The 19,249-nt window shown below is 74.2% G+C and carries 17 protein-coding genes; 10 read left to right on the top strand and 7 right to left on the bottom strand.

The genetic code is table 11. The features are described 5' to 3' along the window. Positions 1-216: 216 nt before the first annotated feature. Positions 217-1,065 carry a LysR family transcriptional regulator gene (locus ABZ234_RS00995; RefSeq protein WP_355010454.1) on the bottom strand — a complete coding sequence of 283 codons (849 nt, stop codon included), beginning with the start codon at positions 1,063-1,065 and terminating at the stop codon, positions 217-219. A gap of 152 nt (positions 1,066-1,217) precedes the next feature. Between ABZ234_RS00995 and ABZ234_RS00990 the strand changes: the two genes are divergently transcribed. Together ABZ234_RS00990 and ABZ234_RS00985 are read left to right on the top strand one after the other, a co-directional pair. Beyond that, the gene (locus ABZ234_RS00990; RefSeq protein ID WP_355010453.1) at positions 1,218-1,955 is read left to right on the top strand and encodes an NAD(P)-binding domain-containing protein; all 738 of its coding nucleotides are present in this window, start codon (positions 1,218-1,220) and stop codon (positions 1,953-1,955) included. Positions 1,956-2,123: 168 nt separating this feature from the next. After that, positions 2,124-4,823, top strand: coding sequence for an AAA family ATPase (locus ABZ234_RS00985; protein ID WP_355010452.1), 2,700 nt, complete (start codon positions 2,124-2,126; stop codon positions 4,821-4,823). Positions 4,824-4,857: 34 nt separating this feature from the next. Here ABZ234_RS00985 and ABZ234_RS00980 read toward each other — a convergent pair whose 3' ends face one another. After that, positions 4,858-5,415 carry a helix-turn-helix transcriptional regulator gene (locus tag ABZ234_RS00980; RefSeq protein ID WP_355010451.1) on the bottom strand — a complete coding sequence of 186 codons (558 nt, stop codon included), beginning with the start codon at positions 5,413-5,415 and terminating at the stop codon, positions 4,858-4,860. 120 nt (positions 5,416-5,535) lie between these two features. Here ABZ234_RS00980 and ABZ234_RS00975 point away from each other — a divergent pair, with 120 nt between their 5' ends. The 4 genes from ABZ234_RS00975 (at position 5,536) to ABZ234_RS00960 (ending at position 11,071) form a co-directional block, all read left to right on the top strand. After that, a complete protein-coding gene (locus tag ABZ234_RS00975) occupies positions 5,536-6,858 on the top strand; it encodes an MFS transporter (RefSeq protein WP_355010450.1) in 1,323 nt (440 codons plus the stop codon). A gap of 197 nt (positions 6,859-7,055) precedes the next feature. Then, entirely contained in the window at positions 7,056-8,561 is a 1,506-nt protein-coding gene (locus ABZ234_RS00970) for a multicopper oxidase domain-containing protein (protein WP_355010449.1), read from the top strand. A 613-nt stretch (positions 8,562-9,174) separates the two neighbouring features. Further along, positions 9,175-10,083: a zinc-binding dehydrogenase gene (locus ABZ234_RS00965; RefSeq protein WP_355010448.1), complete on the top strand. Its 909-nt coding sequence runs from the start codon at positions 9,175-9,177 to the stop codon at positions 10,081-10,083. 70 nt (positions 10,084-10,153) lie between these two features. Next, a complete protein-coding gene (locus ABZ234_RS00960) occupies positions 10,154-11,071 on the top strand; it encodes an AraC family transcriptional regulator (RefSeq protein WP_355010447.1) in 918 nt (305 codons plus the stop codon). Between the two features lie 81 nt (positions 11,072-11,152). Here the strand turns inward: ABZ234_RS00960 and ABZ234_RS00955 are convergent, their stop codons facing one another. The 3 genes from ABZ234_RS00955 to ABZ234_RS00945 are packed head-to-tail and all read right to left on the bottom strand — an operon-like array spanning position 11,153 to position 13,692. Then, positions 11,153-12,616 carry an NAD(P)/FAD-dependent oxidoreductase gene (locus tag ABZ234_RS00955; RefSeq protein WP_355010446.1) on the bottom strand — a complete coding sequence of 488 codons (1,464 nt, stop codon included), beginning with the start codon at positions 12,614-12,616 and terminating at the stop codon, positions 11,153-11,155. 28 nt (positions 12,617-12,644) lie between these two features. After that, positions 12,645-13,406: a GNAT family N-acetyltransferase gene (locus tag ABZ234_RS00950; RefSeq protein WP_355010445.1), complete on the bottom strand. Its 762-nt coding sequence runs from the start codon at positions 13,404-13,406 to the stop codon at positions 12,645-12,647. Continuing rightward, positions 13,399-13,692, bottom strand: a complete 294-nt coding sequence (locus ABZ234_RS00945) for a hypothetical protein (RefSeq protein WP_355010444.1) — start codon at positions 13,690-13,692, stop codon at positions 13,399-13,401. The genes ABZ234_RS00950 and ABZ234_RS00945 overlap by 8 nt, the downstream gene beginning before the upstream one ends. Positions 13,693-13,879: 187 nt before the next feature. Here ABZ234_RS00945 and ABZ234_RS00940 point away from each other — a divergent pair, with 187 nt between their 5' ends. The 3 genes from ABZ234_RS00940 (at position 13,880) to ABZ234_RS00930 (ending at position 16,082) form a co-directional block, all read left to right on the top strand. After that, entirely contained in the window at positions 13,880-14,200 is a 321-nt protein-coding gene (locus ABZ234_RS00940) for a MafI family immunity protein (RefSeq protein ID WP_355010443.1), read from the top strand. 45 nt (positions 14,201-14,245) lie between these two features. Next, positions 14,246-14,749 carry an NUDIX hydrolase gene (locus ABZ234_RS00935; protein WP_355010442.1) on the top strand — a complete coding sequence of 168 codons (504 nt, stop codon included), beginning with the start codon at positions 14,246-14,248 and terminating at the stop codon, positions 14,747-14,749. Positions 14,750-15,062: 313 nt separating this feature from the next. After that, positions 15,063-16,082, top strand: coding sequence for a LacI family DNA-binding transcriptional regulator (locus tag ABZ234_RS00930; protein WP_355010441.1), 1,020 nt, complete (start codon positions 15,063-15,065; stop codon positions 16,080-16,082). Between the two features lie 111 nt (positions 16,083-16,193). Here the strand turns inward: ABZ234_RS00930 and ABZ234_RS00925 are convergent, their stop codons facing one another. Both ABZ234_RS00925 and ABZ234_RS00920 read right to left on the bottom strand, forming a co-directional pair. After that, the gene (locus ABZ234_RS00925) at positions 16,194-16,730 is read right to left on the bottom strand and encodes a CYTH domain-containing protein (protein WP_355010440.1); all 537 of its coding nucleotides are present in this window, start codon (positions 16,728-16,730) and stop codon (positions 16,194-16,196) included. A gap of 314 nt (positions 16,731-17,044) precedes the next feature. Further along, a complete protein-coding gene (locus ABZ234_RS00920) occupies positions 17,045-17,845 on the bottom strand; it encodes a GNAT family N-acetyltransferase (protein ID WP_355010439.1) in 801 nt (266 codons plus the stop codon). 501 nt (positions 17,846-18,346) lie between these two features. On the opposite strand from ABZ234_RS00920, the gene ABZ234_RS00915 reads away from it, so the two are divergent. Then, complete coding sequence (locus ABZ234_RS00915; RefSeq protein WP_355010438.1) at positions 18,347-19,141, top strand: SAM-dependent methyltransferase; 795 nt, start codon at positions 18,347-18,349, stop codon at positions 19,139-19,141. The last annotated feature ends 108 nt before the right edge of the window (positions 19,142-19,249 follow it).

The raw sequence follows: 19,249 nt of genomic DNA, 5'->3' as shown, positions 1-19,249 counted from the left end.
CGGGCTCCGGCGCACGGGCAGGGCGGGTGCGGGCGGAGGTTCCCGGAGCCCCGGCGTGCCCGGGCCGGGGTGGGCCGCCCCGGCCCGGCCGGCTTCTCCCCGGGCGGCGGAGATCCGCGACCGGAGGCCGGTCCGGGCGGGCGAGCTCAGCGTGTCGCCGCCGGCTCGGGGCGGGGCGTGCCTTCCCGGCAAGACCCGCTCACCCTGGGCGGGGGTTCAATCCGCGAACGCGGCCACGTACGACGCCACGCACGGCTCCGGGGTGGCCGGTGAGGTGACGACGTGGCCGTCGACGGTCACCGGCGGGTCGAGCGGCACCTGGAGCAGCCGCTCGGAGCGGGTCCCGTCGAACTGCTCGGCCGGCATCAGCGTCCAGCCCCCGGGATCCCGGCCCACCTCGAACAGCACGTTGAGCACGTCCCCGGCAGGCGGCCGCAGCGGGGCCACGGGCAGGGCGGCGAGGATCGCGTCGTGCATCGGCGGGTCACTGGCGCGGGCGGGAACCCGCAGGCCGTGCGGATCGAGGTCGTGCAGGCTCACCGCGGGCTTGCGGGCGGCGGGGTGCTCACGCGCGAGCACTGCGTGCAGCGGCTCGGACCAGGCGCGCACGACCGTCATCGCCGCGGAGGTGAACGCTCCCCGCACCAGTGCGAGGTCCAGCTCGCCGTCGCGGACGGCGTCGAGTCGCGCGGCCACCGGCAGGTCGACCAGTTTCGGCTCGGCGGGGCGTTCGCCGTCGCCGAGGCGGCCCAAGGCCCGGTCGAGCCGTGGGGTGACGCAGGACGCGACCCCGATCCGCAGGACGGCCGCCGGTTCTGCGGCGACCACCCGCACGCGGGCCGCCGCGGCGAGGGTCCTACGGGCCTCGGCGAGCACCCGTTCGCCCGCCGGGGTGAGCCGTACCCGGCGTGAGGTGCGGTCGAGCAGGCCCGCTCCGAGCTCGCGTTCGAGCCGGGCGACCTGCTGGCTCACCGCCGGCTGCACTATGCCCAGCCGTTGCGCCGCACGCCCGAAGTGCAGCTCCTCGGCGACGGTCACGAAGTACTGCAGCGCCCTCAGTTCCATCTGCCTGATCTATCACATGATGTGATCGCTGCCGGGCGTTTGTGGTCATTGTTCGCGTAGCCCGCTCCGGCTGTGATGGATACGAGCCCGCCGGAGCGGTCCTCCTGTCCACTGGAGGCCGCGACGCGCGGGAGACGCGAACGGAGAACAGAGTGAGCACCACAACCCTCGGCGTCATCGGCACCGGCATGGTCGGCCTCGGGGCCGCCCGCCGCGCCGTCGACGCCGGCCTGAACGTCGTCCTGAGCAACTCACGCGGCCCCGGGACGCTGGCCGGTCCCGTCGCGGAGCTCGGCGGGCGGGCCCGCGCGGCCACCCCGGCCGAAGCGGCGAGCGCCGGTGACCTGGTCATCGCCTCCGTGCCGCTGGCCGCCCACGAGCGGCTGCCCCGGGCCGAGCTCGCCGGCAAGACCGTGATCGACCCGATGAACTACGCGCCGCATCCCGGCTTCGAGGTGCCGGAACTCGACAGCGACGAGCTGACCTCCAGCGAACTGGTGCAACGCCACCTCGCGGACGCCCGGGTGGTGAAGGCGTTGCACAACATCGGCCCCAAGCAGTTGTTGGAGCTGTTCCGCCCCGCCGGGGCCCCCGACCGCACCGCGGTACCGCTTTCCGGCGACGACCCGGACGCCAAGGAGGAGGTGGCCGAGCTGCTGGACGTCCTGGGCTTCGACGCGGTGGACCTCGGCACACTGGCCGACAGCTGGCGCAGCGAGCCCAACACCCCGTTGTACGCCCTCCCGTACGTGGGGCGACCGCCGTCCGGCCTCACTCCCGGGGAATTCGTGGCCTGGGTCCAGCAGGCGCCCGGTGTGCCCGTGTCCGCCGCCCGGATCGAGGAGCTCGCCGACACGGTGCGGGGGCCCGCGGGTTTCCGGATGTCCTAGCGGGTGATCCGCCCCGGCGGCACGGCCGGGCGTCCGCCCGCCCCCTCCTCGGCTCCCGTGCGGGCGCCACGGCGGGGGGCGGGGCCGGCTGCCGCAGCGTCCCGGCCGCCGGGAGAGCGACGGTCCGACCGACCCGGCCGGATTCGCGCCCTTGCTAACGTACGTCCCATGCGAACGCCAGCTCCCCCTCGCGGTTCACTCGTCGGCAGGCGGCACGAGAGCGACCGCATCGAGGAGCTGACCGGGGCCGCGCGGGCGGGCCGGGGCGGGGCACTGGTCCTGCGCGGCGAGGCGGGCATCGGCAAGAGCGCCCTGCTGGACCACGCCCGCAACGCCGCCTCCGGGTTCCGGGTCGTCCACGTGTCCGGGTCCCAGTACGAGGCGGAGCTGCCGTTCGCCGCCCTGCACCAGCTGTGCCTGCCGGTGCTGGGGCACCTCGACGAGCTGCCGTCCCAGCACCGCGACCCCCTCCTGGTCGCGTTCGGGGCCGCGACGGGAACCCCGGACGTGTTCCGTGTCGGACTGGCGGCCCTGGGGCTGCTGGCGACCGCGGCGCGGGAGCGCCCGCTGCTGTGCCTGGTCGAGGACGCCCAGTGGCTGGACGCGGCCTCGACCAGGGTCCTGGCCTTCCTCGCGCGCCGGGTCGCCGCCGAACCGCTCGCCCTGGTGTTCGGGGTGCGGCTGCCCTGTCCGGCCGGGGAGCTGGACGACCTGCCGGGCCTGACCGTCGAGGGACTGGCCGACGCCGACGCGCGGACGCTGCTCGCGTCGCTGAGCCACGAGGTGCTGGACGAGCAGGTCCGGGAGCGGATCGTGGCCGAGGCGCGCGGGAACCCCCTGGCACTGCTCGCCCTGCCCAGGGCCGGCGGTTTCGCGCCGCCGGACGCGTCCTCGGTGACGACCCGTGTCGAGCTGGGCTTCCGGGAGGCGCTGGCCGGCCTGTCCGCCGGGGCACGGCGGCTGCTGACGGTCGCGAGCGCCGACCCGACGGGCGATCCCGGGCTGCTGTGGCCGGCCGCGCAGCGGCTGGGCATCGACCTGCCGACCGCCGGCGCCGCCGCCTCCGCCACCGGGCTCGTGGAGTTCGGCACCCGCATCCGCTTCTACCACCCGCTGGCCCGGACGGCGGTCTACCGGTCGGCGGAGGCGGACGAGCGCCGGCTGGCCCACCGCACGCTCGCCGAGGTCACCGACCCGGTCGTGGACCCGGACCGGCGCGCCTGGCACCGCGCCCAGGCGAGCGCGGGACCCGACGACGGCGTCGCCGACGAGCTGGAGCGCTCGGCGTCGCGCGCCGAGGCCCGTGGCGGAGCCGTGGCCGCCGCGGCGTTCCTCGAACGTGCGGCGGAGCTGACGCTGGACGCCGACCGGCGGATCGGACGGACCCTCGCGGCGGCGCGGGCCTCGCTCTCCGCAGGCGACGCCGACCGGGCCGCACGACTGCTCACGGCCGTGGACGGCTCGGGCCCGGACGAGCTCCGGAACGCCGAGGCCGACCTGCTGCGGGGGCAGATCGCCTTCGTGCGCCCGGGCGACGGCGACGGCCCGGTGTTCATGCTGCGCGCCGCGCGCCGGCTCGCGCCCCTGGACCCCGCCCGGTCCCGTGAGAGCTACCTGGAGGCACTGGAGATGGGCCTGCTCGTCGGCCAGGCGAGCGGTGTGATGGACACGGTCCTGGCTGCGGCGCAGGACTGCGCGCCACCCCCGCACGGGCCCGACGTCCTGGACGCGCTGACCGTGCTGGCCGCCCAGGGGCACCGCGCGGCGGTCCCCCTCATCCGCGAGGCCCTCGACGGAGCCGGCGAGGCGCTGTGGACCCGGCACCCGGCGCTCGCGGTCACACTGGCGGCCGAGCTGTGGGACCCGCGCACCCACGCGACGATCATCGAGTGGCTGATGAAGAACGGCCGCGAGTCGGGGTCGCCGCTCGTGCTGCGCCTCGGTCTGGCACAGGCGGCCTCCGGCGCCGCGCTGGCGGGCGACCTGGACCGGGCGATGGCCGCGATCGCCGAGGAGGAGGCGATCGCCGACGCGACCGGCGCCCCCTCGATCACCTACCACCGGTTGCAGCTGGCGGCGATGCGCGGCCGCCGCGAGGAGGCGTTCGCTCTGTTCGGGACCGCCACGGCAGCGGCGGCGACGCAGGGCGTGGGGCAGCTGGTCGCCAACGTCCACTGGGCCGGGGCGGTGCTGCACAACGGCCTGGCCGACTACCGGGCCGCGCTGGTCGAGGCCCGGCGGGCCGTCGCCCACGGGGACCTCTTCATCGCCGGGTTCTCCCTGCCCGAGCTGGTGGAGGCCGCCGTGCGGTGCGGCGAGCGCGAAGCGGCGGCCGAGGCGCTGGCGTCGCTGACCGAACGGACCCGGGCGAGCGGGACGGCGACGGGCCTGGGCGTGGCGGCCTACGCCCGGGGACTGGTGAGCGGCGCCGAGGACGACTACCGGGAGGCCGTCGAACTCCTCGCGGACGGTCCGCTGCTCCCCTACCGGGCCAGGGCCCACCTCCTGTACGGGGAGTGGCTGCGGCGCGAGGGGCGCCGCCGGGACTGCCGTCCGCACCTGCGCACGGCGCACGCGCTGCTCTCCGGCGCGGGGCTGGAGGCGTTCGCCCGGCGGGCCGCCGACGAGCTGCGGGCCACGGGAGAGACGGCCCGCAGCCGCTCCGGGCACACCCGCGACCGGCTCACGATGCAGGAGCTCCACATCGCCCGCCTGGTCGCCACCGGCGCGACGTCCAACGAGGTGGCGGCCCGGCTGTTCATCAGCCCGCGCACCGTCGACGCCCATCTGCGCAACATCTTCCGCAAGCTGGGGCTCACCTCCCGCCGACAGCTCAAGGACCTGCCCGACCTGTCCCCGTCCGCGTAGGGCCGGTTCATCCGCGCGGGGCGGAGAAGGCGTCTCACAGGCGGGGCATCGTCACCACCCCCAGGAAGACGGCGACGTCGGTGCCCGCCTCGAACGTGTGGTCCGCGGTGTGCCCGATCCGTGCCGACCCCCCTGCGTCGACGCGCAGATCCGACGAGGCCGAACGGACGAGGAGCTGGCCCTGGAGGACGTGGGCCATGGCCTCGGGTGCGCCCGCGGCGGGAGAGACGTGGTAGCGGTCGTCCCCGACCAGGTGCCACTTCCACATCTCGACGAACACCTGGCTCGTCTGGACCGCCTGCAGGAGGCTTGCCCAGCTCCCGTTCGGCGTCGACCACACCTCGACCCCCTCGGGCGAGCCCTCCTCCAGCACGCCGACGAGCGCCGGGAACGTCGTGCCCAGCGCGGAGGCGATCCTGTCGACCGTCCCGATGCTCGGGTTGGCCTGGCCCAGTTCGATCTGTGTGAGCATCCGCCGGCTCACCCCGCTGAGTTCGGCGAGCTTCACCACGCTCAGGTCCTTGCCCTGCCGTACCGCACGGATGCGGTTGCCCAGGAGGACGACCACCTCGGGTCGGATCTGCTCGGTCATGCGCTCCTCAGCCGGTGTCTCGGGACGGATCCAGGATGAGCACTATAATGCTCACGCGTGCTTGTTCGGTTGCCGGGCCGGCCCGTCCGCCGTGTGCACAGACGAAGCTGAGAGGCGCGAATGACCCGCAAGCACGTGACTCCCCCGCCCCGGAAGACGGGTACGCCGCAGGCCAGGGCCAGAATCCTACGGTGGCAGCTCGCCTACGGCACCCTCGGCGTGCCGCAGGCCGCCGCGCCCATCGCCTTCGGCCTGGTGGCCCTCCCCCTCACCGGCTCGGTCGGGTCCGGCGCCACGATGGTCTTCGCCATGACCACGGCCCAGGTCCTGGGCGCCGTCCCCGTCTCGCGCCTGGGCAGGCGGTTCAACAGTGTGCACTACCTTCGGGCCCTGATCGCCGTGCGCACGATCGCCCTCGCCGCGGTCACCGTGCTGGCGGCCGTGGGGGCCCCGTTCGCGTTCCTCGTCGCCGCGGTCGTCGCCGCGGGCCTGGTCAACGGAGCCGCCTACGGCTACCAGCGGCTCCTCCTCAACCACCTGGTCTCCCCGGGTGGGCTCCCCCGGGCGCTGGGCGTGGCCGCGACGCTCAACGAGATCAACTTCGTGCTGTCCCCCGTGCTCGCGTCCCTGCTCGGCGCGGTCTCGCCCGTCGGGGCGATGGCGGCGATCACCGTGCTCGGGGTGGGGCCCATGCTCCTGCTGCCCCCGATCCCGCAGGCGCGCGGACCGGAGGACGGCCGACCCGGCGGCACGGGCGGGCGGGTCCCCGCCGAGGTGCTCCTCTGGCTGTTCTGCGCGGCCGCGGGGGGCGCAGCGGTCGCGGCCGTCGAGGTCGGCGCCGTGTCGTTCGCCCTCTCCTTCGGGCTCGATCCGGGCTGGGCGTTCCTGTTCGCCTCGGTCCTGTGCGTCGGCGCCGTGACCGGCGGCGTCTGGGTCAGCCTCCGCAACCGCGTGCCGGAGCGCTGGAAGGTCGCCTTCTTCCTCGTGATGAGCACCGCGGCCTCCGGCGTGATCCTCGCCGGAGGGCACATCGCCCCGACCCTCGCGGGAGCGGCGGTCCTGGGGTTCTTCCTGCCGCTCCTGGGGACGTTCTACTCGCTGGTCATCGACGAACTCGCACCGCCCGGACGCCGTGCGGAGATGTTCGCCCTCCTGCGCACGGCGAACTCGCTCGGCGTCATCGCCACCAGCGGCCTGCTCGCCCTCCAGGGGTTGCCGACCGCGCTCCTCGGCAGTGCGGCGCTCCTGCTGCTCGCGTCGTGCCTGGCCGCGCTCCACGCCGTCCTGGTCCGCCGTGGACGCCGGCCCCAGCCCCTGACGCACGTCGACGGCCGCGAGGATGTCAGCGCCCGCGGTTGCGGGGACACCGACGGACACGGGCCGCCAGGCTTTCGGCCGGCCGGCTCCGCGCCGGGGGCCGGTTGTCGCCGGCCGCGGGGATGACCGGGCCTGCGGCCACGCAGGTACCGGTGTGCTCGCGGGTCGGAGCACCATTCCGCCGACGGTCACCAGAGCCGGAGGAGGGCAGCGGGGCCACGGCGGCCCGCGCCCTGTTTCTCCGGGGCCCCGGAGCCCCGGGAGAACCGTCTACGTAGGTATCGCCGACGCGAGGGCGCCCCGTTCCGCGGGATGTTCGTCCCATGGAACGTCGCACAGCTCTCAAGGTCCTCGGCATCGGCATCGGCGGGGCGTTCGCCCTCGCCGGGGGCGGCCTCGGCGCCTACTACGCCGCCGCGAAGCGGGACACCGTCGGGAGGATCGGCTTCGACTCGGCGCTGGCCATCCCTCCCCTGGCCGGGTCCGCGCCCGGCGAGGCGGGGGCCCGGGTGTTCACGCTCGGCCTCCGGTCGGGCGAGACGGCGTTCAAGGAGGGGGCGGCCACCCGCACCTGGGGCGTGAACGGTACCTACCTCGGCCCCACGGTCCGCGCCCGGCGCGGCGAGGAGGTCGCGTTCGCGGTGCGCAACGAACTGGACCAGGAGACCTCGCTCCACTGGCACGGCATGCACCTGCCCGCGGCCATGGACGGCGGACCGCACCAGACCGTCGCCCCCGGCGGTACGTGGGAGCCGCGGTGGAGGATCGACCAGCAGGCGGCGACGCTCTGGTACCACCCCCACGTGCACGGGGCGACCGGAGACCACACGTACCGGGGCCTGACCGGGCTGTTCATCGTCGACGACGACGCGACCGACGCGCTGAACCTGCCCTCGGAGTACGGCGTCGACGACATCCCGATGATCGTCCAGGACCGCGCGTTCGACCGGGACAACCAGTTCGAGGAGAGGATCCCGCTGGCGGGCTCGCTGGGCGTGATCGGTGACGAGATCCTCGTCAACGGCACGCTGGGCCCGTACTTCGACGTCACGACCGGGCTCGTGCGGCTGCGACTGCTCAACGGGTCCAACGCCCGCCTGTACAACTTCGGTTTCTCGGACGACCGGGCCTTCTCGCTCGTGGCCACCGACGGCGGCCTGCTCGCCGAGCCGTGGGAGACCGACCGCCTGCACCTGTCGCCGGGCGAGCGGGCGGAGATCGTCGTGGCCTTCGAGCCCGGCGAGACCGTCGAACTGCGCTCCTACCCCTCCCCGGAGTACGGCGGGGCGTCGGGGAGGCTCGACGGCTTCGCGGACCTGCTCGACATCTGCCGGTTCAGGGCCGCCGACACCCTGTCCGACGACACCGAGGTCCCCGCGGTGCTCGGCGCAGCGCCGGACCTGGCCGCCGAGGCGGTGGCACAGGAGCGCTCCTTCGTGCTCGCCTCGGACCGGATCAACGACCGCTCGATGGCGATGGACCGCATCGACTTCGGCGTCCGCGAGGGCACCGTGGAGGTGTGGGAGGTGACCAACGACAACGGCTACCTGCACAACTTCCACGTCCACGACGTCCAGTTCCAGGTCCTGACGGTCGACGGCGAGACCCCGCCGCCCCACCTGCGGGGCTGGAAGGACACGGTCATGGTGGCCCAGGGCAGGCGCTACCGGCTCGCGATGCGCTTCGGCGGCCACACCGACCCGAACATGCCGTACATGTACCACTGCCACCTGCTGCAGCACGAGGACGACGGGATGATGGGCCAGTTCGTCGTGCTGGGCGAGGGTGAGGAGGTCGGCGCGGTGCCGGCTGCGCACGACCACGCCTGAGGGGCGCGCTGCGCGATGGCCGCCGTCGGGGCGGTCGGCCCGTCGCCGGAGGGGTGGGCCGGCCGCGCCCCCGGCCCTGCGGCGCCCGCGCACGGCACGGTTCTCCCGAAGCCACGGTGTGCCGCACAGCAGCCCGGTCAGTCGCCGCACCCGGCCCCGCGGCCTCACCACAGGAGGGTGTCGGCGGACAGCGGTAGCGGTGATTCCTTTTCAGGTCGGATTGTCGGACTTCCGCGTACTCACGATCCCATCGAGGGGTTTTCGCAGTGGATAACGGAATTACTGCGACGGAGCCTCTTCCGTAATCCCCGTGACCTTTGTTGAGCGATTTCCTCCGCCGGAGCACCGACGCCGGACGTATGCCCCCAGGCCGGCCGCGCCGGGCCGTCCTGCCGCTCCTCGCCCGTCACAGCGCCGACCACAGGAGGGATACAGGGCTCGACGCGCCGCGAGACGCACTGACACAGATCGTCAACTGATTGATTCTCACAGGGCTGGCCGCCTCCCCGATCCTGCGTAGGATTTCAAGAGGTCGGCAGCACGGTATTTGCGTATTTGACCCACTGCCGCGCCGAGCGTTCCGTTTTATCGACGACAGAAGGAAACACATCCTATGCGCGCCCTCGTGGTCGCTCACGGCGAGGCCGGTCCCGTCCGGTTCGCCGAAGTCGACGAGCCCGTACCGTCCACCGGTGAGGCGCTGGTGGAGATACGGCACATCGGCCTCAACTTCGGAGAGCTGAACTACGTGCACCGGTGGCCGGCCGGCGCCGTGCACGGTCACGACGCGGCCGGAGTCGTGGTGCGCGCCGCATCCGACGGCTCGGGGCCGCCCGAAGGTACGCGTGTCGCACTGGGAATGACCCCTCACGCGTGGGCGGAGCGTGTGGCGGTCGGCCCCGCCTCGCTCGGCGCCGTTCCCGAGGGCGTGGACCTGGCCGACGCCGCCGCGCTGGGGATCGCCGGAGTCACCGCGTTCCGGGTGCTGCGCAAGCGTTCCCTGCTGGCGCGCAACGTCCTGGTCACCGGTGCCAGCGGGGGCGTCGGGCACTTCGCCGTCCAGCTGGCGGCGCTGGCGGGCGCCCGGGTGACGGCACTCGTCGGTTCGCCGGACCGGGCCGCCGGACTGCGCGGACTCGGCGCCGACGAGGTCCTGACCGACCTGGCCGAGACCGGGGACCGGTTCGACCTCGTCCTGGACACGGTCGGCGGGCCGCTGGTGGCCCGGGCGTGGAACTCGCTCGCCGAGGGCGGCACCATCCACCTGGTCGGTTACTCCTCGGGGCAGGAGACCACGTTCCCGCCAGGGGCCCTGTTCGGCTTCGGCGAACCCCGCAGCATCGCCACCTACGGCGACATGACACCGACCAGCGGAGAACTGGCGGACCTGCTGGGCCTCATGGCCGCCGGGAGGCTCTCGGCGCCGGTCGGCCTGCGAGGCGACTGGCGGGACGTGGACGACGCCGTCCAGGCGCTGTTCGCGCGGAAGGTGCACGGAAAGGTCGTTCTCGACGTGGCCTGAAGCTGTGAACGAGGGGACGCGCGCCGTCGCCCGTCGGCGGACGGTCCGCGGCGCGGACGAGAATGGACCCATGGACGTGTTGGCGGAGGTCTTGCGTGTCTCGGGTTCGCGTGGGGCACTCGGGGTCATGGTGAAGGCCGGAGGAACCTGGGGCCTGTGGCTGGACTCCTCTCCGGGAGCGACACTGCACGTGGTCTCTCGCGGCACGGTGTGGCTGCACGCCTCAGACGGGAAACCTCTTCAGGTGCAGGCCGGAGACGCCGTCCTGGTGCCGCCGGGAACCGCGCACGGGATAGCCGGCGGCGCCGACGTGACCATGGGTTCCTGCGACCGTGAGGCGGCGGCCCGGTCTTTCGGCGACGGCCGAGCCCTGCGGCTGGGCTCGGAGCCGGTACAGACGGAGGTGATCGTCCTGCACTATGAGCAGGACCCGGAGGTGAGCACACCGGTGCTCACATCCCTGGCCCGGCCGATGCACGTCACAGCCCGCCAGAACACGCAGTTCGGGAGGACCGCCGAACTTCTCGCCGAGGAGCTCGCACAGCCGCAGATCGGCACCGCCGCCGCCGTCAACAGCATCGTCGACCTCCTGCTCGTCCAGTTCGTACGCGCCTGGCTGGAGCGCCACCCGGAGGCACGGTCCGGCTCATGGCTGGGAGCGATGCGTGATCCGGTCGTGCGCGACGCCCTGGCACGCGTCCACGCCCAACCGGAACGCCCCTGGACCACGGAGGCCCTGGCCGTCGCGACGAGCGTCTCCCGGGCGACGCTGTCCAGGCGTTTCCGGTCCGCCCTCGGACAGACGCCGGGCGCGTACGTGACGCAGTGGCGCATCGACCTGGCGTCCGTCCGGCTCCGCGACACCGACGAGCCGGTCGAGTCGATCTCCGGCGCGGTCGGCTACGCCTCGCCGCACGCCTTCAGCCGTGCCTTCAGACGTGCCCGGGGCACGGCCCCCGGGGAGTACCGTTCCCGGTTTCGCCGGTGATCGCGGGCAGGAGGTCACCGGCGACACCTGCGCACGGGTGCGGTCCGGCCGTCCCCGGTCCGGGGCTCGAACGGACACGCCCTACCCCGGGGGCGCCGGCGACAGCGCCGGAGGCGTGCGCACGCCGAACTCGTGGCGCAGCGCCGACCTGGCGGCCAGGTGGCCCCCCATGCCGTGCACACCGGGTCCGGGCGGGGCGGACGCCGAGCACAGGTAGACGCCGCGCAGAGGGGTGCGGTGCGGGTCCCAGCGGGGCACGGGCCTCAGCAGCGTCTGTCGGAGGGTCATCGCACCGGAGGCGATGTCGCCGCCCACGTAGTTGGGGTTGTACCGCTCCAGGTCGGCCGCGCTCCGGGAGCTCCGCGCCACCACGGTGTCGGCGAACCCGGGCGCGTACCGCTCGATGCGGGCGGTCACGAGCTCGGCGGGGTCGGCGGGGTCCCCGTGGGGCACGTGCGCGTAGGCCCACACCGGCCGGTGCCCCCCGGCGCCCACGCGCCCGGGGTCGGCCGCGGCCGGGTCCACGACCAGGACGAACGGCGCCTCCCCCGGCCTGCCCCGGGCAACCAGGGACTCCTGCCGGAACACGGTCCCCTGGCGGCCCCCGAGGTGGACCGTCCCCGCCGCCCCCACCTCCGGGTTCGCCCAGGGGATCGGCTCCGAGGTGAGGAAGTCGACCTTGGCGGCCCCGGGGCCGTACCGGAAGGCGCGCAGGCCCGCGCGGTAGGCGCCGGGCAGCAGCGGGCCCGCGATCCTCAGGAACTCCTTCGGGGACAGGTCCAGGAACACGGCCCGCGCGCCTCGGACCTGCCTGAGGTCGTCGATCCGCTGCCCGGTGGCGAGGGTTCCGCCGTGGGCCCGGACGTCGGCCGCCATCGCCTCGGCGATCCGCGCGCTGCCGCCGCGCGGGAGCGGCCAGCCGGAGCCGTGGGCGAGGTGGCCCAGCAGGAGGGCGACCGCGGCCGAGGAGGGCGTGGGCATGCGGCCGACCACGTGGGCGCCCACCCCGGCGAGCAGCGCCGCGGCCTCCGGCCCCGCGAAGGCGTGCCGGGCCAACGGGGTGCCGTGGCGCAGCATGCCCAGCCCCAGCAGCAGCGGGGCGCGAAGGTCCGCGGGGAGGCTGCGCTGCCGGCCCAGCGCGAAGTCCACCACCGCGCGGCTGTGCTCCAGCAGCGGTTCCATCAACGCCCGCCAGGCTCGCCCGTCACGGCCCAGGCCCGCGCAGGTGGTGTCCAGGTCGTGGTGGGCGAGCGCCGCACGGCCGCCCTCCAGCGGGTGCGCGTAGCTGATCCGCGGCGTGAGCAGCTCCACGCCCCGGGCCGCCAGGTCGAACTCGCGGAAGAACGCGGACGCCGCCGCCATCGGGTGCACGGCCGAGCACAGGTCGTGCACCACGTCGTCACGGAACAGCGGCGAGGTGCGCAGGCCGCCGCCGATGTCCTCCGCAGCCTCGTACACGGCCACGGACAGGCCCGCCCGGGCCATGGTGACCGCTGCGGCCAGGCCGTTGGGCCCGCTCCCCACCACGGCGACGTCCTCGCTCATGCCTCCCCCTTCCACACCCCGGCGGACTTCAGGCGCCGGGTTCGTAGACGTAGGGCCGGGTCCAGGTCACCGGCTCGAAGCCGCGCCTGCGCAGCGTGGGCTCCGAGGTCGGCAGGGCGTCGACCAGGACGTGGGTGCGCCCCCGCTCCCGCGCCTCCCCCAGCCTGCTGCCGACCAGCGCGGTGAACAGGCCCCGCTTGCGGTGCTCGGGCCGGGTGCGCCCGCCCGCCAGCTCGGCGTAGGGGCCGCCCGGCCGCAGGTGGATCCGGCCGCAGGCCGCGGGGCGGCCGTCCTCGTAGGCGATGTGGACGCTCATCGCCTCCGGTGCCCTCCGCAGCCCCTCGGCGAGCCTGCGCCGCTCCTGCTCCACGTCGCGCCGACCGAGGGCGGCGGCGATCTCGGCGTAGTCGTCCAGGCCCCGCTCGTCCACGACGCGCCGGATGTCGCGCCCCTGCGGGTCGAAGGCCGCCGGGTCGGCCCCGTCGACCGCCAGCGCCAGCACGCTCTCCCGGTCGTCGGGCTCGAAACCCGCGGCGGTGAGCCGCTCGCCCAGGTCGGCGGGGGTGTCGTGGCCGTAGACCTTCCACTCCAGGGTGTAGGGCGTCCGGCGCGCGAGGTCGGCCTCCTCCCGGATGACCCCGTCGAGTTCCCCGGGGGCGCAGCGCGCGTAGACGATCCGGCGCTCGGAGCCGTCCGCCGCGTGCTCGCGGACGACGCCTCCCCGGCCGGTGCTGTCCCCCGAGGCCCGGCGCTCGCCGTCGAGCCCCGCCAACAGGTCGTGGTCACTCATACGGGGTTTCCTCACGGTCCAGGATCCGGGCCACCGGCCGGTTGCCGGCCATGGCGTCGAGAATAGGGCAGAGGCCTTCCAGCGGGCCTCGGGGGCGCTCCGCGCGGAAGATCTCGCTGTTGTAGGTCAGGGCGAGCTCCGGTTTCCCGTCGGAGAGCACGAAGGCGAACAGCAGGTCGGCCTCCTTCGGGCGCCGCGGCAGCTCCCGGGCCGCGAAGGAGACGCCGCCGGCGCTCGGAGCCTGCGCGCGGTCGGGCCGGTCCAGGGCCACCATGACGTCGAGCATTCGTCGTCACGACGGCCACCACCCGCCCGACCGAACCCGGCCGGTCCTTCACCCGCTGGCCCGTCCGCAGACTAGAACCACCGCAACCACAATGCCCGGACCCGCTCCCTGCACGCCTGCCTGCGCCGGGGCGGACGACCCGCGAAAACCGGGTGAGTGCACCGACCACAACAGCGACAATGGCACCATGACCGTTGATCGTGCGGCGCTTCATGACAGCTGGAACCGCACCCGAAGCCACCTCGAGACTGCTCGGGCCCACCTGGCGGGCCTGCCCGACATCGACCTCTCAGCGACACTCGAGTTCCTGAAGCACAACGAGCTGGAACTCGCCTTCGACTGCATCGTTGATCTCGGTGACGACCTCGACCTACCGCTCGTGTTCTGGGAGTGCCTGGACCGAGCAGCCCGTGAGATGCGGCTCTACAGCGAGGCGCTGCACAAGCCCTACCTCACGGCCGCCGACACTTGCCTCCGACACCTCGCAGCCGCCTCCGAGCAGGTCTGACCGAACCCGGCGAACCTGTGCGGTCACAGCACTAGGCTCGACGGGGTGAGCCACCCCGACACCGCAGCAGAGCGGCAGTTCTACGCGCGCCTGCCCGCCACCCGGGGCGCGGCGGGCGCGCTCATCCTCTCCCCCGACGGACAGGTGCTGCTGGTGGAGCGCGCCTACAAGCCCGACCGGCCCTGGGGCCTCCCCGGCGGCATCGTCGAACACGGCGAGTCCCCGCTGGCCGCGTGCCGCCGCGAACTGGCCGAGGAACTCGGCGTTCGGGCCACCGTGACGCACCTGGCCGCCGTCGACTGGGTCCCGCCCTCCGGCGAGCGCACCGCCGCCCTCCAGTGGCTGTTCACCGCCCACCTGCCTGAGGGCGCCGAACCGCGCCTTCCCCCGGACGAGCTGTCGGGCTGGGCGTGGGTGGAACCCGGACGCCTCGGCGACCTGCTGCCCGGCCACGTGGCCCGGCGCGCCACCGCGGCCCTGGCCGCCCGGGCGTCCGGTACGACCGTCTACCTCGAGCACGGCCGCCACGCGCCGGAGGAGGACCGTTGACCGCTCCCGGCGTCGACCGCGCCGCCGCGGTGGCCTCGGCCTTCACCGATATCGCCGAGCGCCGCGCCGGCGGCGGGTACGCGCCCGTCCACGCGGCCATGGCCGCCGCCTGCTCCACCGACCCCCACGCCCTGGACCTGGCTTCCCGGCCCGCCTGCTCGACGCCCTCATCGAGGGGGCGGGGATCCACCGGGCGCTGGACCCCGAACCCGCGGACCGCGAGGTCGTCGCGAAGATCACCGCGCCCTGACCCCGCACGCCCTGACCCGCTCAGGACCCGTGCCGCGACCGGACACACCCGACAGGAGTACCGATGGGCTCGATGATGCGGCGCCCGACGATCATGGACATCGCCAGAGCGGCGGGGGTCTCCAAAGGAGCGGTGTCCTACGCCCTCAACGGCCGCCCCGGCGTCTCCGCGCAGACCCGCGAGCGCATCCTGGCCACCGCCCGCGACTTCGGCTGGTCGCCCAGCGGTCCGGCGCGCGCCCTGTCCTCGGGCGGCAGGACGGCCGCCATCGGACTGGTGACCCGCCGGGCGGGCCGCCTGTGGGGCAGCCACTCCTCCTTCGCGCTCCTGGTCGAGGGGGTCCAGCACACACTCGCCTCCACCGGGATGGACATGATCGTGCACTCCGACCCCGCCGCGGAGGGCTCTCCGCGCCGCCGTTGGGAGACCCGGGGCCGGGTCGACGGTGTGATCCTGGCCGAGGAGCGCATGGGACGGTCCCCCGCGTCTCCGCCCGCCGTGCCCGCCCTGGTCCTCGGAGCCGCGATGGAGGGGAACGGCACGCTGTCACTGCCGGTCGACGACCACCCCACGATGAACGAGGTCATGCACTACCTCGTCGCCCTGGGGCACACGAGCCTGGCCCACGTCGCGGGGCCTGCCGACCTCGCCCACGCACACGCGCGGGCCAAGGCCTTCGAGCAGACCGCGCGCGACCTCGGACACCGGGCCGTGGTCGTGCACACCGACGGCAGCGGGGAGCACAGCGCGCGTGCCACCCGGCGCCTCCTGGCCCTGCCCGAGAGCCCGACGGCCCTGGTGTACGACAACGACGTGATGGCGGTGGGCGGGCTGGCGGTGGCCGAGGAGATGGGCGTCGCGGTCCCCTCCGAGCTGTCCATCGTGGCCTGGGACGACTCGCTCCTGTGCCGTCTGGTGAGGCCGGCCCTGACGGCGGTCCGCCGCGACATCGTCGGATACGGCCGTCGTGCGGCGGCCCTGCTCATCGGGGCCGTCGAGGGCGCACCCGTGGCCGAGGAGATGCTCCCCGGCGGAGAGCTGGTGCCCCGGGAGAGCAGCGGGCCCCTCCGCCTCCCCCGGTGAGGGCCCCGGCACAGCGACATCACGTCGCGAGGCGTCGTGCAGTCCGACCCGCACTCGCCGCGCGGTGCCCTCCGGCCACGGGAGCGGGGCCGCGGGGCACCGCCGCGGGCCTCAGGCGGGCACGGGGCGCACCAGGACGTCGTAGGTCTCCGTGACCCGCTCCAGGTCCGTCCCGAGTCCGCGCGCCCACGCGTCCAGCTCCTCCTGGGCCGCCCGCCCGTCCCGGTCGTCGTCGACCAGCACCTCGAGCTCCAGGAACACCCCGGCTCCCCGCACGTCGTCGAGGCACACCGCGATCGGACCGGACCGGCCCGTCCGACGGCTCTTGACGATCCGCACGCTCGGCACGTAGCCCAGCGCGGTCAGGACACCGTGCATCCCGTCCCGGTCGGCGACGGCCGTCTCGTGCTCCACGCACTCCATCGCGTTCGCCAGCGGGGTCTTGGCCGTCACGATGTGCACGCCGTCCTCGGTGCGCAGGCGGGCGAAGGTGAAGCCGCGCTTGCCCTGCCCCGGATCCCAGCCGGAGGGCGCGTAGGCCGTGTCGTCCTGGTGGACCGGCTCCCCCATGGTCACCCCGGCCTCCCGGAGCGCGGTCAGAACCGCCTCCGGGTCGTGCACCCGGTACTTCGCCTCGATCTCCCGCATCCTCGGCCTCTCCTCGCAGCGCTGTCGGGGCGAGCGTAGTGAAGGCTCACGACGGCGTCCGGGGTTCGGCCCATCCGGCGCCGGAATGCGAACACACGTCCCTTTCGGGGCGTCCCCGGAACTGCTGCTCAGGATGTCTTTCCCGTCGACCGGAAGTCTCCGAGGATTCCCGGGACCCTCTCTCCTGGGTTCTCGATCAGCGAGCGGCGGGTTCGCCGCTCAGGGGTCCTCGTACCCGGGCCCGCCGCTCGCCCCGTTCCGGCGCTCTTCGCCGCAGCCCGGGCGCGGGGCCCACCCCGGACACGCCGGGGAGCTCAGCCCTTCAGACCGTAGAAGTGCACCGGGGAGTTCGGCCGGAAGCCGATGCGGGGGTACACGGGCGCCCCCGCCTCGGTCGCGTGCAGGGTCGCGCGGGTCAGGCCGGTGGCCCGCCCGCCCTCGTGCAGCGCCTTGCGCGTGACCGCCTCGCCGTAGCCCCTGCGCTGCCAGTCCGGATGCGTGGCGACGAGCGCCACGAACAGGCGGCCCTCCGCCTCCACCGTCGCGGCGCACGTCACGGGGACGCCGTCGCGCAGGCCGAGGTAGGCGTACACCCCCTGTTTCCACAGCGCGGACCCGAGGAGCCCGTCGCGGCCGTCCTCCAGCGGGAACCCGTACGCGCGCGAGTTGAGGTCCGCGTACTCACGGAGCCGCTCCTCGGTGGTCACGCGCACGAAGACCAGGTCGGGGTGGGACGGCTCGGCGACGGGGAGGAGGTCCCCGGCCATGCCGGTGCCGGAGAAGGCGAACTCCAGGCCGGCCCTCTCCGCGGTCGCCCGCACCCCCTCCCGCGCGTCCTCGCCGAGGAGGTCCTCGAACAGCCACAGGAACCCTGGGCGGACCTTGGAGCGCATGATCTCCGCCGCCCCGGTCAGACGCTCCTCGACGAGCGCCGCGTCCGCGCCGACGTCGGTCAGCGTGACGCAGTTCCAGAACGCGAACCGGCAGTCGGCCCAGCGGACGGCGATGCCGGGCAGGTCCCGGACGTCGGCGTCCGCGTCGCGGTCGAGCACCATGGTGCGCCAGGCCGCGGCGAGCTGCCGCATCGATTCGATCGACTCCGTGCGATCAGTCATCGGAACCCTTCGAACGGTGGGGAGGGGGAGCCCGTCCGGCCGGTCGTGCTCCGGCTCCACGATCCCCGACCGTCCCCCGGTTACCGACCGGTTCGTCCGATCTGTGACCTGGAGGCGGGCACGGATCGGTATCGGGACGGATGAGCGCGAGTGCGGAGGGGAAGGGGGACCGGGGACGGCCGTGGCCCGCCCCCTCCCCCGAAAGCTCCTCGTCCTACGGAAACGACGACTACTGAGCCCCGTTTCCCTGGCAGGGGCGGAACACGGTCCGGCCGGGCCCTGCGTCAGCCCCGCACCCCGTCCACCGGGCTCCGGAGCACGGACGCGCATGGAGGGGGTTCCCGGCCAGGTCCCGTGTCGAGGCACGCCGAACGCGCGCGGCCGAAGCAGTGATGGCCGCGAAAACCCTTGTGTGGCAGGGTTTCCCCAACGGCGAAGAAGATGCGCGAACGAGAAGGACGACCGTGTTCCCCGGATCGTCCGCCGAGCCGGAAGGTGCCCATGACGAACTCCCCCCGCGTCCCCCTGGACACGACCGTCCCCCACTCCGCACGGGTGATGAACTACTGGCTGGGTGGCAAGGACCACTACCCGGTGGACCGCGCCCTCGGGGAGCAGGTCGAACAGACCTCCCCCGAGATCGTCGAGCTCATGCGCGCCGACCGCCGGTTCCTCGCCCGCGCGGTCGCCCACCTGGCCCGGGAGGAGGGCGTCCGGCAGTTCCTGGACATCGGCTCCGGCCTGCCCACCGCGAACAACACCCACGAGGTCGCCCAGGCCATCGCCCCCGGGTCCAGAATCGTCTACGTCGACAACGACCCCCTGGTGCTCGCGCACGCCCGTGCACTGCTGACCAGCACCGAGGAGGGAGCCACCGCCTACCTCGACGCCGACCTGCTCGATCCGGAGGCGCTGCTGGCCCGGGCCCGCGAGCACCTGGACTTCACCCGGCCGATCGGACTGGTCCTCATGGGCGTGCTCGGCCACTTCCCCGCCGACGGGCGGACCTACACCGTGGCCCGCGCCTACGTGGACGCCCTGCCCGCAGGCAGCTTCCTCGCCCTGTGCGACAGCACCGACACCAGCCGGCAGATCGTGGAGGCGGCCAGGGCCTGGAACGAGAACGCCGCCCAGCCCATCCACCTGCGTACCCCGGAGCAGATCGGCGCCTTCTTCGAGGGCCTGGAGCTGCTGGAACCCGGTGTGGTCTCCGTGCCGTTCTGGCGGCCCGGGACGACCGGGGCGGGCGCTGCCAGGGAGGTCGCCCAGTACGGCGGAGTCGCCCGCAAGCCCTGATCCAGGGAACGGTTCCCTGCGCCCCGTGCGTCCGGGCTCCCCTCTCGGAAGCGCCCCTCCCCCGAAGCACGACCACGGTGCCCCTCCGGTACGCGTCCGTCGTCCCTT

Origin of the sequence: Nocardiopsis sp. NPDC006198 (assembly GCF_040613895.1) — a bacterium.
Taxonomy (GTDB): domain Bacteria; phylum Actinomycetota; class Actinomycetes; order Streptosporangiales; family Streptosporangiaceae; genus Nocardiopsis; species Nocardiopsis tropica.
This window is presented reverse-complemented; position numbering and strand designations above follow the sequence as displayed.